This is a genomic window from Jeotgalicoccus sp. ATCC 8456, from assembly GCF_016313225.1.
Taxonomy (GTDB): domain Bacteria; phylum Bacillota; class Bacilli; order Staphylococcales; family Salinicoccaceae; genus Jeotgalicoccus; species Jeotgalicoccus marinus.
This window is the reverse complement of the sequence record NZ_CP066224.1, coordinates 716,560-732,513: the sequence shown is the minus strand read 5'-3', so window position 1 is coordinate 732,513 and position 15,954 is coordinate 716,560. Positions and strand designations below refer to the sequence as shown.

Below are 15,954 nucleotides of genomic sequence, written 5' to 3'. Positions count from 1 at the left end.
GCCACATACATGGCATTTGAAGGACTTGGAGAACGACTGCAGTCCACAATGGACCGTATTAAGGGTAAAGGTAAAGTAACCGAATCCGACGTCAAAGTAATGATGCGTGAAGTAAGACTGGCTTTACTTGAAGCAGATGTTAACTTCAAAGTAGTCAAACAGTTCATCAATGATGTTAAAGAACGTGCCTTAGGCTCAGATGTTATGCAGAGCTTAACACCTGGCCAACAGGTCATTAAAATTGTACAAGAAGAATTGACAGCGTTGATGGGTGGAGAAAACCAACGGATTAACATGGCCAACAAACCACCAACAGTTATCATGATGGTCGGCTTACAAGGGGCAGGTAAAACAACAACGGCTGGTAAGCTCGCACTTCATTTACGTAAAAAACATAACAAAAAGCCACTCTTAGTTGCTGGTGATATTTACAGACCAGCTGCTATAGACCAGTTAGAAACTGTAGGGAAGCAGATTGATATCCCAGTCTTTTCACTTGGTGATCAAGTCAAACCTGAAGAAATTACAGAACGTGCCTTGGCTCATGCTAAAGAAGAACACTTAGATACAGTCATCATTGATACTGCGGGTCGTCTGCATATTGATGAAGCACTGATGAATGAATTGAAAAATGTTAAGGAAATTGCTAATCCGAACGAAATCATGCTCGTCGTCGACTCAATGACCGGTCAAGATGCGGTCAATGTTGCCGAGAGCTTTAACGATTTACTGGACATTACAGGTGTAACTTTAACTAAACTCGACGGCGACACACGTGGTGGTGCCGCACTTTCCATTCGTTCAGTCACAGAAAAACCAATTAAATTCATCGGTGTCTCTGAGAAGATGGACGGCTTAGAAGCCTTCCACCCTGAACGTATGGCATCTCGTATTCTCGGCATGGGTGACGTACTGTCAATCATCGAAAAAGCACAGGATAATATCAATGAAGATGAACAAAAAGCACTTGAGAAAAAGTTGAAAGATTCATCATTCACACTCGATGACTTCCTTGGACAAATGGATCAGGTGAAAACACTTGGACCATTAGATGAACTATTGAAGATGATGCCTGGTGCCAACAAGATAAAAGGACTAGATAAAATGCAGTTCAGCGGCAAGGAAATCGATCACGTACAAGCGATTATACGTTCGATGACTCTAGAAGAAAGAGAGCACCCTGAAAAGCTGAATGCGAGTCGTAAAAAACGTATATCTAGAGGTTCTGGACGTTCCTTACAGGAAATTAACCGCCTCTTAAAACAGTTTAACGACATGAAGAAAATGATGAAACAAATGACAAGTGGCAAGAAAAAAGGTAAGAATCCGTTTGGTAATATGGGCTTACCATTCTAAAAAAATAAATGTGTAAAGAAAAAACTCTTTACACATTTATTTTGATTTGTTATGATATATAAGTCGAAAAGATAGTAAAGAGAGGAGTTTTCAAACATGGCAGTAAAAATTAGATTAACTCGTATGGGTTCTAAAAGAAATCCTTTCTACCGTATCGTTGTTGCAGATGCACGCAGCCCAAGAGATGGTAGAATCATCGAGCAAATCGGTTCATACAACCCGGTTTCAAAATCTGAAGATAACGTTGTTTTAGACAACGACAAAGCGCTTGATTGGTTACAAAAAGGTGCTAAACCAAGCGACACTGTAAGAAATATTTTCAGTGACAAAGGCATTATGGAACAGTTCCACAACGCTAAATTCGGGAAATAATTCCTATGGACAAATTACTTCAAACAATTCTTGAACCGATGCTAGATTATCCGGAGGCGCTCGTTATTACAACGGAAGATACGCCAGCGAAGATTTCGTACAAAATCAGTGTTCATGAAGCCGATGCAGGTCGTGTAATCGGTCGAGGCGGTCGTACAATTAAGGCGATTCGTGTCATCATGTCAAATGCTGAAAGAGATGCATCAAAGAAAGTGTTTGTTGATTTGCATTAAGAGACACACTTTTCTAGTGTGTCTTTTATTTTTTACTAAGAGGTGTATATCTTGAGCATTAAAATTGGTAAATTAGTCAATTTTCACGGCGTTAAAGGTGAAGTTAAAATCATGAGTGATTCTGACTTCTTAGAAGACCGTTTCATAAGCGGTGAAACAGTTGAGATTAAAGGTGAGACCTACACAATAAAATCTTACCGTAAACATAAAAATTTTCACTTACTAACCTTTGAAGGTGTGAGTAATATGAATGATATTCTGCACTTAAAGGGTGAAACAGTTTTTATCGATGAAAATGCAGATGACTTAACACTAGACGAACACGAGTTCCACGTAAAAGATATCATCGGATTAAAGGTCATTAACTTGGATGATAATCAGACGCTTGGGACGGTTAAAGATGTCATGTTCACTGGAGCAAATGATGTTTGGGTGATAGAGGGCGATAAGGAATATTTGATTCCTTATATCGAGCAAGTTGTTCAGACAGTAGACCTCGATAAAGGTATTATTGAAATTACACCACTTGAAGGATTGTTAGACTAATGGATATTTATTATTTAACCTTGTTTCCTGAAATGTACCAAGGGGTCCTAGGAACATCTATTTTAAAACGTGCTGAGGACAAAGGCATTGTGAATTATCACCTCATTAACTTTAGAGATTTCTCAAATGATAAACATAACAAAGTCGATGATTATCCGTACGGCGGTGGTGCAGGTATGGTTTTAAAACCAGAGCCTGTCTTCAATGCCATGGACAGTTTAGAGTTAGAAAACAAGCGCGTGATTTTAATGTGTCCTCAAGGTAAACCCTTTGATCAAAAATTAGCGGAAGAGCTGGCTCATGAAGAGAATATTGTTTTCATCAATGGCCATTACGAAGGCTATGATGAACGCATACGCTCACTTGTTACAGACGAAGTGTCAATCGGTGACTACGTATTAACCGGAGGCGAACTTGCTTCTATGACGATGACAGATGCAATCGTACGTCTAATTCCAGATGTATTAAGTAATGAAAAAAGTCATCAAGAAGATTCGTTCTCTACAGGAATGCTTGAACATCCGCATTACACTAGACCTAGAGAGTACCGCGGTATGAAGGTACCCGATGTTCTATTAAGCGGTAATCACAAGTTGATTGAAGAGTGGCGACAAGCTGAAAGTTTAAAACGCACGAGAGAAAGACGCCCTGATTTACTAGGGGAGTAAAAAGTTAATTTTATTTCTAAAAGTGATTGAATGGTCACCGCTTGTATGGTAATATAATACGAGTGTAAATACACGTAAATATCACAGTCATCCGCTGCCAAAGTTCGTCGGCAAGATAACTGGAAGAATGGAGAAGATATAATATGTCACAAGAATTATTAAATTCTATTGTCAAAGATCAGTTAAAAACTGATATTCCTGATTTCAAACCAGGAGACACTGTAAAAGTTCACGTACGTATCGTTGAGGGAGATCGCGAAAGAATCCAGCTATTCGAAGGTGTTGTAATCAAACGCCGCGGTGGTGGAATCTCAGAAACATTCACAGTCCGTAAAGTATCTTACGGTGTTGGTGTTGAGCGTACATTCCCAATTCACACGCCAAAAATCGAAAAAATCGAAGTTTCACGTCGCGGACGCGTTCGTCGTGCTAAACTTTACTACCTACGTAACCTACGTGGTAAAGCTGCACGTATTAGAGAAATCCGCTAATAATGCTTTAAGAAAACCAAACCTCAGCCGAGGTTTGGTTTTTTTGTTGGGAAAATTTCTGTTTTTAAGCGAAAGAGGAAATGCCTCTAATACATATGGTCAAACGTTAAATAATGTTGTATAAATGATATGTAAATGAAAAATGGAGGTTAAGTATTGTTCATAACAGAACGTCATCGTCCCTCTGAACTTTTGCACATGGAAGCTATGTTTAGCCGCTCAAAATTAGATGATAAAAACCACAATCAGTTAGAAAATCTTCGGAGAGGTTATGAAGGTGAATGTATCTATGACAATATCTTTAATGAAGTTGGTCATGATAATTCATATATTTATAGAGATGTCTATTTGAACATTGAAGACAGCACCACTCAGTACGATAGTTTAATCGTTACCGAAGAAGGTGTCGTCGTCAACGAAATTAAAAACTTTAGCGGGACTTATACCGTAAGTGATGACAGCTGGGCAAAAGGAAATTTTGAGTTACCCGACGATCCATTCGCACAGCTGCGTCGTGCTATTGGTAAGATGAGACGATTATCTTTATCGTCCGATTTACAATTTAAAGTCAGTGGCAAGTTAATATTTCCTAATGAAGAATGTACTTTAATTATTGCCGATGAGTCCTTGAAACAAAATATTATAATTAGAAGTAATTTGAGACGATACTTAGCTCGTTTTAAGAACAGTTTTAGCGGAAATTTCGCTCGGGAAATTTGTGAAGTGATTACTGAACATATCGTTGTCAATCCCTACTTCAAATCAGCAGTCGACTTTGATGACGTCCGTCACGGTATCTACTGTAGTGAATGCGCCGGGTTTGAGGTCGATTCTGAGCGATTTCATTTTAGGTGTTCATCCTGTGGCTCATATGAAACCAAAGAAACTCATTTTGTCCGTGCAATTAGTGACTATAAATACTTGTTCGGAAAATTGCCGATGACAACAAATCGTATGATGGAATTTACAAATTATAAGTTCAGCAAGCGTTCTGTTCAAAGATTGTTGGCTAAGTATTGTGATCGAGAGGGAATTTATAAATCGACGAGTTATAAATTTAAATACTACGATTTCGAAGATGCGATGTCGAAACAACCTAGAAATATACGATATAAGGATAGAATAGATTAGGTGATCTACGATGTGCGCCAATGAGAGAGCACCGTTGGCGCGCAAACAGAAATACGCGCCAATGAGCAGACGCTGTTGGCGCGCAAATGGAAATACGCGCCAATGAGAGAGCGCCGTTGGCGCGCAAATGGAAATACGCGCCAATGAGAGAGCGCCGTTGGCGCGCAAACAGAAATACACGCCAATGAGAGAGCGCCGTTGGCGCACAAACGGAAATACTCTCGAGCGCCCAATCAATCAAGGCGCGTAAGCTAAAAAAATGATAAAATAAAGGACATGAAATGAAGAAAACGGAGGGAAAAGTATGTCGATTAATTGGTTCCCTGGACATATGGCAAAAGCACGTAGGCAAATCGAGGAAAGTTTAAAAAAAGTAGATGTTGTCATCGAAATTTTAGATGCGAGGATTCCATATGCATCACAAAACCCGATGCTGGACCAAGTTATTGGTGAAAAGCCGAGAGTCATTATTTTAAATAAGAAAGATATGGCGAGTCAAAGTGAAACAGACCGCTGGATGAATCACTATAAGGCAGAGGGACTTTATCCTGTTGCAATAAATGGTAAGGAGCCTAATATTTTAAAGAAAATTGAAGGTGTCGTCGTAGAAGCGACTAAAGAAATTTTTGAGAGAATGGAACGTAAGGGCATCAATCCACGCGCCATTCGTGCAATGATCGTCGGGATCCCGAATGTTGGAAAGTCAACGATTATCAACAATATTGCAAAGAAAAAAGTTGCGAAAACAGGAAATACACCAGGTGTGACAAAGGCTCAACAATGGATCAAAGCTGGAGGTAAGATGGAACTCTTAGATACCCCAGGCGTACTTTGGCCAAAGTTTGAAGATGAGACGGTAGGCTTAAAATTATCACTTACAGGTGCGATCAAAGACAATGTGGTTAACCTAGATGAAGTGGCAATCTTCGCCTTAAAATTTATGCAAGCACACCATCTAAAGGCTCTGAACAAATTTTATAATATCAATATAGACGAAGACTCAGAAATCGTCGAAATTTTCGATGCTATCGGACAGTCTCGCGGTTTCAAAATGAGCGGAAACGAAATCGACTATGAGCGCGTCACAGAACGTGTCATTTACGATACCAGAGACGCTAAGATTGACCTCATGACGTTCGACTTCCCGGAGGATAACTAATCTAATGAAGATTTCAGATATAAAATTAGCCCTCAACAAGATAAAAACCCTGGACGATTTAGCGGCCTCTGAATTTCATTTAGATGAAAGAAAAGGGGTTCAAAACGCGCTTAAATCAAGGGCTCGCACACTTCAAAAAGAAGTCGAATTAATTGAAAAGTATAAAGAAATGATGCGATACGAAAACCAGCACTACGGCAAGATCATTGCAGGCATTGATGAAGCGGGGCGAGGTCCACTTGCAGGGGAGGTTGTTGCAGCAGCAGTGATTCTCCCTTTAGAACATGATTTCTTAGGCCTTGATGATTCAAAGAAAATCCCAGCAAAAAAACGTGCAGCGCTACGTGAAGAGATTATGAAATATGCGGACTATGGTATCGGTGTAGCAACTGTTGAGGAGATTGATACGTTCAACATTTACGAAGCGACCAAACTCGCAATGGACAGGGCTGTAAAAAATTTGAAACACACCCCAGAGCATCTTCTCATCGATGCGATGACCCTGGATAATGGTATTGAACAAACATCACTCATTAAAGGGGATGCGATTTCTAATTCTATTGCAGCAGCTTCTATTATTGCTAAAACGACGCGTGATGAAATGATGATTCAGCATGCAAAAAGATATCCTGATTACGCCTTTGAAAAGAATATGGGATACGGGACGAAAGACCATCTCGAAGGGCTGAAAAATTATGGAGCATGTAGTATTCATAGACGTTCTTTTGAACCGATTAAGAGCCATTTTTAAGCTATTTCGTTTTTGAGTAACTTATTACATATAAAATAATAAGGAGAAGGATTTGAAAGTTTACAATCTACATCAATTTTCTTATAATTGAGAATGTAAGCTTTATTAAAAAGTCTTAGGAGGAAAACCATGAATATCCATGAGTATCAAGGAAAAGAAATTTTTCGCTCTATGGGTGTAAACGTGCCTGATGGCGGCGTTGCACTTACACCTGATGAAGCAGTTGAAGTTGCAAAAACACTTGATTCAGATGTCTATGTAGTAAAAGCTCAAATCCACGCAGGTGGCCGTGGCAAAGCTGGCGGTGTAAAAATCGCTAAATCGTTAGATGAGGTTAAAGCATATGCTGAGGAACTACTTGGTAAAGTATTAGTGACTCATCAAAACGGTCCAGATGGTACTGAAATCAAGCGTCTTCTTATTGAAGAAGGTTGCGATATCGACAGCGAATACTACTTAGGTTTCGTTATCGACCGCGCGACGAACCGCGTTACATTAATGGGTTCTGAAGAAGGCGGAACGGAAATCGAAGAAGTTGCAGAAAAAACTCCTGAAAAGATTTTCAAAGAAGTTATAGATCCTGCAGTTGGATTACTACCATTCCAAGCGAAGAGACTCGCTTTTAATATCAATATTCCAACAGGTTCAGTAAACAAAGCTGCTAAATTAATGCTTTCACTCTACGATGTGTTCATCAGTAAAGACGCATCAATTATGGAAATTAACCCACTTGTAACTACAGGTGATGGTGAAGTAATCGCGCTTGATGCTAAAGTAAACTTCGACGCGAACTCACTATTCAGACACAAAGATGTTGTTGAATTACGTGACTTCGACGAGGAAGATGAAAAAGAAATTGAAGCATCAAAACACGACCTTGCTTACATCGCACTTGATGGTAATATAGGTTGCATGGTAAATGGTGCAGGTCTTGCGATGGCAACTATGGATACAATCAACCACTTCGGTGGTAAACCAGCCAACTTCCTTGACGTAGGGGGCGGCGCGACTGCTGAGAAAGTTACTGAAGCATTCAAACTTATCTTAAGTGACAAATCAGTTGAAGGAATCTTTGTAAACATCTTTGGAGGAATCATGCGTTGTGACGTAATTGCACAAGGTGTTGTAGAAGCTGTAAACAACGTTGGTCTAGAAATTCCTTTAGTCGTACGCTTAGAAGGTACGAATGTTGAAGAAGGTAAGAAAATTCTAGCAGAATCTGGTCTTGCAATTACTCCAGCTAGTACTATGGCTGAAGGTGCAGAAAAGATTATCGCTGCTGTTAACGAAAATAAATAATAACGGAGGAATATATTGTGGCTGTATTTGTTGATAAAAATACGAAAGTAATTGTTCAAGGTATTACTGGTTCAACAGCACTCTTCCACACTAAGCAAATGTTAGAGTATGGTACTCAAATCGTTGCTGGTGTTACACCTGGTAAAGGTGGACAAGAAGTTGAAGGTGTACCTGTATTTAACACAGTAGAAGAAGCTAAAAAAGAAACTGGCGCAACAGTTTCTGTAGTATACGTACCAGCTCCATTTGCTGCAGACTCTATTATGGAAGCTGCGGATTCAGAAATTGAATTAGTGATTTGTATCACTGAGCACATTCCTGTTTTAGACATGGTTAAAGTTGTCCGTTATTTAGAAGATAAGAATACACGTTTAATCGGACCAAACTGTCCAGGTGTCATCACTGCTGATGAAACTAAGATTGGTATCATGCCTGGTTATATTCACAAAAAAGGACATGTTGGTGTAGTTTCACGTTCTGGTACATTAACATATGAAGCGGTTCATCAGTTATCTGAAGAAGGCGTTGGTCAAACAACGGCTGTCGGTATTGGTGGGGACCCTGTTAACGGTACTAACTTCATCGACGTACTTAAAGCGTTCAATGAAGATCCAGAAACATACGCTGTCGTTATGATCGGTGAAATCGGTGGTACTGCAGAAGAAGAAGCTGCTGAATGGGTTCGTGACAACATGACTAAACCTGTTGTTGGATTCATCGGTGGTCAAACTGCCCCTCCAGGAAAACGTATGGGCCACGCTGGTGCGATTATTTCTGGCGGTAAAGGTACAGCAGATGAAAAAATCCGCATCATGAACGAATGTGGAATTGAAACTGCTGATACACCATCTGAAATTGGTGAAACATTAATCAACCGTATCAAGAAAGAAGACGGTTTATACGAAAAATGTCTAACAGTAAAATAAATGAAATATAAATCAGTTAAGTGATTTAAAAGAGCGGTAATCATCATGGATTACCGCTCTTTTTTGTATTTTTATGGTAGTGTTTGTCAGTAAATTGAAAAGTAAAATGAGACAATTTTCTACTATAATATAGGGGATAATATTTGTCAGGAGGAAACATGTGGATCTATTACTTTTATCGTACGCTGGGGTGACTGCAAAAGAATTTTTATCCATAACAAACCATGAATATATTAAGCCTGATTTAAGTAAAAAATTAGCCTATGCAAAATCTTTAAATCGTGAGGAAATATTAGGTAAACTACAGTCATTCAATGTGAATTTCATGACCTATAAACATAGGAAATATCCACAACTCCTAAAAGAAATTTATGATTTTCCTTACATTATATATTACAGAGGTAACATCAATTTGTTACAAACAGATATGTTAGGGGTAGTAGGGAGTAGAAAGGCGACGCTTTATACGAAAAATGCTCTACTAGATATTCTTCCAAAACTAAAGGATATTACAATTATTTCAGGTCTGGCATATGGAGCTGATGAAATGGCACACAGTATCGCAATCAAGAATGATTTAAAGACTATTGGCGTGCTTGCATTTGGCCATGATATTCATTACCCTAAAACAACTGAAAAAGTACGTGCTCTGATGGAAAAGGAACATTTAACAATCAGTGAATATCCACCAGGTACAAAGATTGAAAAATGGAGATTTATAGCTAGAAATAGAATTATTGCAGGTTGTGCTAAGGGTGTTTTAGTGACGGAAGCTGAAGAGAAAAGTGGAAGTTTGATAACTTTAGAGATGGCATTAGATGAAAATAGAAATGGCTATTGCCTACCAGGAAATATTACCTCTGACTTTTCAAGAGGTACAAATTTGAGAATAAAAGACGGTGCAATGCTTGTTTTGAGTGCTGATGATATACTTTTAGATTACAATTAAATTGTCACTTATAGAACGTGATTAGAATTATTTTAATTGACAAAGTAAAATTTATCTGTGTATCATTTGGACTTGAGTGGATAATAACGAATGGAGGTCGTGAGTGTGGCAGACAATTTAGTGATCGTGGAATCACCCGCGAAAGCAAAAACGATTGAAAAGTACCTCGGTAAACGATATAAAGTTGTCGCATCTATGGGACACGTGAGAGATTTACCACGTAGTCAAACTGGAATCGACACAGAAAATAACTATGAACCAAAATATATAACTATACGAGGTAAGGGCCCCTTACTAAAAGATTTAAAGAAAGAAGCTAAAAAAGCGAAGAAAGTATTTCTCGCAAGTGACCCCGACAGAGAAGGAGAAGCAATCGCATGGCATCTCAGTCATGCCCTTGGTGATAATAATGATTATTACCGAGTCGTCTTCAATGAGATTACTAAAGATGCGGTTAAAGAAAGTTTTAAAAGCCCGAATGAAATAGATATGCAATTGGTCGATGCCCAGCAGGCTAGACGCATTTTAGATAGACTGGTAGGGTATAACATTTCTCCAGTCCTATGGAAAAAAGTTAAGAAAGGTTTGTCTGCAGGACGTGTTCAATCAGTCGCACTTAAGCTAATTATCGACCGTGAAAATGAAATCAGAAACTTTGTTCCAGAAGAATACTGGACGATCGAAGGCACCTTTAAGACAGGGCGTTCGAAGTTTACTGGTAAGTTTAACAAGTTAAAGAGAGATAAGGAAAAAACGAAATTAAAAACTAAAGCCGATGTTGATAACGTATTAAAAGAGCTTAGTGGTAAGGATTATTTAATCGAAAAAGTAGAGAAGAAAGAAAAGAAACGTTACCCAGCACAACCATTCACAACTTCTTCTCTACAACAAGAAGCAGCACGTAAGTTGAACTTTAAGGCACGTAAGACCATGATGCTCGCCCAGCAATTATATGAAGGTATCGATATTAAAAAAGAAGGTACAGTGGGTCTGATTACTTATATGAGAACTGACTCAACACGTATCTCAGATTCAGCTAAAGCAGAAGCTTACCAACTTATTAATGATACTTATGGTAAAGAATATACAGGCGTGCAAAAGGAAAAAAAAGCAGCCCAAGATGCACACGAAGCCGTGAGACCAACATCTGCTAATCGTACACCTGAAAATATGAAGCAATATTTAAGCCGTGACCAACACCGTCTATATAAACTGATTTGGGATCGTTTTATTGCGAGTCAAATGGCACCAGCAGTGCTCGATACGGTAAAAGTTGATTTGAGTAATAATGGTGTGCTGTTTAGAAGTACCGGACAAACAATTAAATTTAAAGGTTTCATGACAATTTATATTGAAGGCACCGATGATGCTGAAGATGATTTAAATAACCGTTTACCAGAATTAAAAGAGGGTGAAACGGTAACAGAAGAAAAAATTGAACCTTCTCAGCACTTTACTCAACCACCACCAAGATATACAGAAGCGAGGTTAGTTAAGACTTTAGAAGAGTCAGGTATTGGTAGACCATCAACGTATGCCCCGACAATTGATACGATTCAAAAGCGTAACTATGTAAGAATGGATCAGAAGCGATTTATCCCTACGGAAATTGGAGAAATTGTCAACGAGCAAGTTGTTGAATACTTCCCTGATATTATCGATGTTGCCTTTACACGAAATATGGAAGATAGTCTAGATGCTGTAGCAGAAGGCGAAAAAGAGTGGCGTCAAGTCATCGATGAGTTCTATAAAGGCTTCGAGCCTCAGGTTGAACGCGCAGAAGAAGAGATGGAGAAAATTGAAATCAAGGACGAACCCGTTGGTGAAGATTGTGAAAAATGTGGTTCACCAATGGTATACAAGATGGGCCGTTATGGTAAGTTTATGGCATGCTCTAATTTCCCAGAATGTCGCAATACAAAAGCCATCGTTAAATCGATTGGTGTGACTTGCCCAACATGTAAGGAAGGCGACGTGGTTGAAAGAAAATCTAAGCGTGGTCGAATCTTTTACGGTTGTGACAAATATCCTGATTGTGATTTCGTCTCTTGGGATCGCCCAATTGGCAGGAACTGTCCGAAGTGCGAACACTACTTAGTTGAAAAGAAAAAAGGACAGAAGGCACAGGTTAAATGTACCAACTGTGATTACACAGAAGATGCAAGTTAATTGATTACCGTGATTCTTAATAGAATCACGGTTTTTTTAATTGAATAATTAGAACTGTTTTACTTTGTGGCTGAATTATAAATATTTGTACAATTTCGTGCAATTTATATTCAAATGGTTTAGAATTACTAATGGAATTAATGGGAACGAATCATCTGACATATAATTTGGATATATTTTCTTAATTATGATAAAATTCAGACAAAGATAGAGGTGGTTATTATTTACGTCAAAGATTTTCTTAAGATGTTAGAATTTCAACGTAATTTTTCACCCCATTCTATTAAAAGTTATGATCATGATATTCATGAATTCATAACTTTTTTATGGACTGAGAATTTATCTGTTAAAGAATTTAAATATGATGATGCTAGAAGCTATTTGTCTAGTCTATATGACCGGGGCTTAAAAAAAGCGACAGTATCTAGAAAGATATCGTCACTTAGAAGCTACTATAATTATTTATTAGATAGAGATGCTGTTGAAATTAACCCATTTTCTAACTTACCATTTCCTAAAAAAGAAAGTCAGTTACCTGATTTTATGTATGATAATGAGATTAATGCTCTTTTTGACTCGATGGACACTGGTCACAAAATGTATCTGAGAGACCGTGCAATCATCGAACTCTTATATGCGACGGGCATTAGGGCAAGTGAGCTAATTAACATAAAATTGAGTGACATTGATTTTACTGCTCAAGCACTCAAGGTATTAGGGAAAGGTCGAAAGTGGCGTGTTGTTCCTTTTAACAACAGTACACGTGAAAGTCTTAAAGACTACCTTGATGAATTTTCTACACCCATTAAAGGAATCGATACAATATGGATCAACCAACGTCAAGGTCAGTTAACTGTACGTGGCTTAAGACACATTATTGATATGGTTGTTAAGAGAAGTGCCTTACATCTAGATGTACACCCACACACCTTCAGGCACACATTTGCAACCCATCTATTAAATAACGGTGCAGATTTACGTGCTGTACAAGACCTCTTAGGTCATGAGTCTTTATCGACAACTCAGCGCTATACCCATGTGACGACAGAACAAATAAAAGCGACATATTTAAATGCCCATCCGGGCAATAAGAAGAGGTGACAAGATGACAACGATATTTGCATTAAAACACAAGGGCCAAGTCGCCATGGCTGGAGACGGTCAGGTAACGCTTGGTAATCAGGTTGTTATGAAACATACAGCTAAGAAAGTCAGACGCCTATTCAACGGCAAGGTCGCTGCAGGATTTGCGGGTAGTGTGGCCGACGCGTTTACACTATCTGAAAAATTTGAAGCGAACCTCTATGAATATAATGGGAATTTAACTCGTGCTGCTGTAGAACTTGCTAAGGATTGGCGAGGGGATAAGATGCTGCGACAACTTGAAGCGATGCTCATTGTGATGGATAAGGATAATCTTCTCCTAGTCTCTGGTACAGGAGAGGTCATCGAACCAGATGATGGTATATTGGCCATTGGTTCTGGCGGTAACTATGCACTTGCTGCTGGACGTGCGCTTGTGAAATACGGGGATCATCTAGATGCTAAAACAATTGCCAAAGAAAGCTTGGAACTGGCAAGTGAGATTTGTGTCTTTACAAATGGCAATATAATAGTAGAAACAATTGACTAAATATAAAGGTGAGATGTATGTCTAACAGAAATCTTTCTCCAAAAGAAATCACTAGTCGTCTCGACGAGAGTATTGTCGGACAAAGTGAAGCAAAAAGAAAAGTTGCAATCGCTATGCGTAACCGCTATAGACGTATGCTTTTAGATGATGAGCTACAAGAAGAAGTTATTCCTAAAAATATTCTAATGATAGGACCGACAGGTGTCGGTAAGACGGAAATTGCTAGACGGATTGCAAAAATTACTGGCAGTCCTTATACAAAAGTTGAAGCAACTAAGTATACTGAGGTCGGCTATGTTGGACGAGATGTTGAGTCCATGGTCAGAGATTTAGTCGAAGCATCTGTCAGAATGATTAAAGAACAGAAGAAAAATGAAGTCGAGGACGATGCTTTGAACCTTGCGAATGAAAGACTTGTTGGGCTATTAGCTCCAGGTAAAAAAATTAAAAAGCCTGCTTCTAATAACCCTTTCGAAATGTTGATGAATCAATCCAATCAAGATGAAGAGATTGAAGAAGTCGATGATAGTGTTAGAACAAAGAGAAGAGATATCAAAAGCCAGCTTGAAGCTGGTCAGTTAGAAGATGAAAAGGTTACGATCGAAGTGACTGAAGAATCCAACCAACTTGGTATGATGATGCCAGGAATGGATAATAACGGTATGGGGGACATGTTACAAAACCTGATGCCTAAGAAAAAACAAAAGCGTACAATGACAGTTAAAAAAGCACGTCAGTATTTAAAAGACGAAGAAGCTGAGAAGTTAATCGATGGTGAAAATGTAAATGATGAGGCAATCGAATTAGCTGAAACAACGGGTATTATTTTTATCGATGAAATAGATAAGATCGCTAAAGGTAGTCAAAACTCGGGTGACGTTTCTCGTGAAGGTGTACAAAGAGATATTTTACCGATCGTCGAAGGATCACAAGTCCAAACGAAATACGGTACGATTAGAACGGATTACATTTTGTTCATCGGTGCAGGTGCTTTCCATGTTGCTAAACCAAGTGACTTAATTCCAGAATTACAAGGGCGTTTCCCACTAAGGGTTGAGCTGAACAAGTTGTCAGTTGATGACTTTGAAAAAATCTTAAGAGAACCGAAAAACTCTCTCTTAGAACAGTATCAAGCCTTACTACAAACTGAGGATGTGACAGTCACATTCACTGATGAAGCAGTAAGAACCTTAGCTGAGATTGCCTATAATGTGAACACATCAAATGATGATATTGGTGCGAGACGCTTGCATACAATTTTAGAAACCCTGCTTGAAGAATTGCTATTTGAAGCAAGTGATATCAAAGGGGCACAAGTTGAAATAACTAAGCAGTATGTTGAATCTAAGTTATCGCATATATCAACTGATAAAAACTTAAGCGAATTTATATTATAACTAATAGGAGTGAATGAAATGGTCAGTTTATTACAAAAAACACGTGAGATTAATACTTTAATTCAAAGCAGTTCGAGTATTAAGGTAGATTTCGAAGAGGTTGCAGACAAAGTCAGCCGTACTCTAGAATGTAATGCCTTTGTCGTATCAAAGAGAGGTAAGTTACTTGGTGTAGGCCAAGTGGAAGCAATAGATAATGAACGTATCGTTGAGATGTTAGAAAACAGACAGTTCCCTGAGTACTATGTCAGCCAAATTATGCGTTTAACAGAAACACGTGAAAATATTGCTTTTGAAGATGAGTTAACAATTTTCCCGACAGAAGATTCCTACCAAGATTCAGAAACATGCATCGTACCGATATACGGTGGGGGTAATCGCTTAGGAACTCTAGTATTAGGACGTAGTGAAACAGAGTTTTCTGAAGATGACTTAGTGTTAGCAGAATATACAGCGACTGTTGTTGGTATGGAAATTCTCCGAGAGAAAAACGATGAGATTGAACAAAAAGCCCGTGATAAGGCAAGCATCTCTATGGCAATCCGTTCATTATCTTACTCAGAAAGAGAAGCAATTGAGCACATCTTTGATGAGCTAGATGCGGATGAGGGCTTACTCGTCGCTTCTAAGATTGCAGATAGAGTGGGCATTACGCGTTCTGTAATCGTTAATGCACTTCGTAAGTTAGAAAGTGCAGGTGTGATCGAATCACGTTCACTTGGTATGAAGGGTACATTTATTAAAGTTAAAAAGGAAGACTTCCTACCTGAATTAAGAAAAGAAAGCTAAGCTTGCACGACTTTTAGAAATATGATATTATATAAAACGGTCATTAGACCAAATACGCACAACTTTGTAGGGGCTTGACCGGTGC

At 38.7% G+C, this 15,954-nt stretch carries 16 protein-coding genes and 1 pseudogene; all 17 read left to right on the top strand.

Translation table 11 applies throughout. The annotated features are described in order from the left end of the window. The first annotated feature begins 9 nt into the window (after nucleotides 1-9). The 17 genes and pseudogenes from ffh to codY all read left to right on the top strand — a co-directional run bounded on the left by ffh (nucleotide 10) and on the right by codY (nucleotide 15,869). The gene (ffh, locus tag JEM45_RS03710) at nucleotides 10-1,356 is read left to right on the top strand and encodes a signal recognition particle protein (protein ID WP_026867581.1); all 1,347 of its coding nucleotides are present in this window, start codon (nucleotides 10-12) and stop codon (nucleotides 1,354-1,356) included. Nucleotides 1,357-1,452: 96 nt separating this feature from the next. After that, entirely contained in the window at nucleotides 1,453-1,728 is a 276-nt protein-coding gene (gene rpsP, locus JEM45_RS03705) for a 30S ribosomal protein S16 (protein ID WP_026867582.1), read from the top strand. A 5-nt stretch (nucleotides 1,729-1,733) separates the two neighbouring features. Further along, on the top strand, nucleotides 1,734-1,961 hold the full coding sequence (locus JEM45_RS03700) for a KH domain-containing protein (protein WP_198687833.1): 228 nt from the start codon (nucleotides 1,734-1,736) through the stop codon (nucleotides 1,959-1,961). Between the two features lie 51 nt (nucleotides 1,962-2,012). Further along, complete coding sequence (rimM, locus tag JEM45_RS03695; protein ID WP_198687832.1) at nucleotides 2,013-2,507, top strand: ribosome maturation factor RimM; 495 nt, start codon at nucleotides 2,013-2,015, stop codon at nucleotides 2,505-2,507. Continuing rightward, complete coding sequence (gene trmD, locus JEM45_RS03690) at nucleotides 2,507-3,175, top strand: tRNA (guanosine(37)-N1)-methyltransferase TrmD (RefSeq protein WP_035857271.1); 669 nt, start codon at nucleotides 2,507-2,509, stop codon at nucleotides 3,173-3,175. The genes rimM and trmD overlap by 1 nt, the downstream gene beginning before the upstream one ends. A 143-nt stretch (nucleotides 3,176-3,318) precedes the next feature. After that, nucleotides 3,319-3,666: a 50S ribosomal protein L19 gene (rplS, locus tag JEM45_RS03685; RefSeq protein ID WP_026867585.1), complete on the top strand. Its 348-nt coding sequence runs from the start codon at nucleotides 3,319-3,321 to the stop codon at nucleotides 3,664-3,666. A 156-nt stretch (nucleotides 3,667-3,822) separates the two neighbouring features. Beyond that, nucleotides 3,823-4,797 carry a nuclease-related domain-containing protein gene (locus JEM45_RS03680; protein ID WP_198687831.1) on the top strand — a complete coding sequence of 325 codons (975 nt, stop codon included), beginning with the start codon at nucleotides 3,823-3,825 and terminating at the stop codon, nucleotides 4,795-4,797. 304 nt (nucleotides 4,798-5,101) lie between these two features. Beyond that, entirely contained in the window at nucleotides 5,102-5,956 is an 855-nt protein-coding gene (gene ylqF / locus JEM45_RS03675) for a ribosome biogenesis GTPase YlqF (protein ID WP_026867587.1), read from the top strand. Between the two features lie 4 nt (nucleotides 5,957-5,960). Next, nucleotides 5,961-6,707, top strand: a complete 747-nt coding sequence (locus JEM45_RS03670) for a ribonuclease HII (protein WP_198687830.1) — start codon at nucleotides 5,961-5,963, stop codon at nucleotides 6,705-6,707. A 126-nt stretch (nucleotides 6,708-6,833) separates the two neighbouring features. Then, a pseudogene (gene sucC, locus JEM45_RS03665) lies at nucleotides 6,834-8,006 on the top strand (ADP-forming succinate--CoA ligase subunit beta); the annotation flags it as partial. Between the two features lie 17 nt (nucleotides 8,007-8,023). Continuing rightward, a complete protein-coding gene (gene sucD / locus JEM45_RS03660; RefSeq protein ID WP_026867590.1) occupies nucleotides 8,024-8,932 on the top strand; it encodes a succinate--CoA ligase subunit alpha in 909 nt (302 codons plus the stop codon). Between the two features lie 160 nt (nucleotides 8,933-9,092). Continuing rightward, nucleotides 9,093-9,881: a DNA-processing protein DprA gene (gene dprA / locus JEM45_RS03655; protein WP_084145830.1), complete on the top strand. Its 789-nt coding sequence runs from the start codon at nucleotides 9,093-9,095 to the stop codon at nucleotides 9,879-9,881. Nucleotides 9,882-9,986: 105 nt separating this feature from the next. Further along, a complete protein-coding gene (topA, locus tag JEM45_RS03650; protein WP_198687828.1) occupies nucleotides 9,987-12,050 on the top strand; it encodes a type I DNA topoisomerase in 2,064 nt (687 codons plus the stop codon). A gap of 219 nt (nucleotides 12,051-12,269) precedes the next feature. Beyond that, complete coding sequence (gene xerA, locus JEM45_RS03645) at nucleotides 12,270-13,151, top strand: site-specific tyrosine recombinase/integron integrase (RefSeq protein WP_255527067.1); 882 nt, start codon at nucleotides 12,270-12,272, stop codon at nucleotides 13,149-13,151. A 4-nt stretch (nucleotides 13,152-13,155) separates the two neighbouring features. Further along, entirely contained in the window at nucleotides 13,156-13,683 is a 528-nt protein-coding gene (hslV, locus tag JEM45_RS03640) for an ATP-dependent protease subunit HslV (RefSeq protein WP_035857275.1), read from the top strand. Between the two features lie 17 nt (nucleotides 13,684-13,700). After that, entirely contained in the window at nucleotides 13,701-15,080 is a 1,380-nt protein-coding gene (hslU, locus tag JEM45_RS03635; protein ID WP_035857277.1) for an ATP-dependent protease ATPase subunit HslU, read from the top strand. An 18-nt stretch (nucleotides 15,081-15,098) separates the two neighbouring features. Then, a complete protein-coding gene (gene codY / locus JEM45_RS03630) occupies nucleotides 15,099-15,869 on the top strand; it encodes a GTP-sensing pleiotropic transcriptional regulator CodY (RefSeq protein WP_198687826.1) in 771 nt (256 codons plus the stop codon). Nucleotides 15,870-15,954 lie beyond the last annotated feature (85 nt).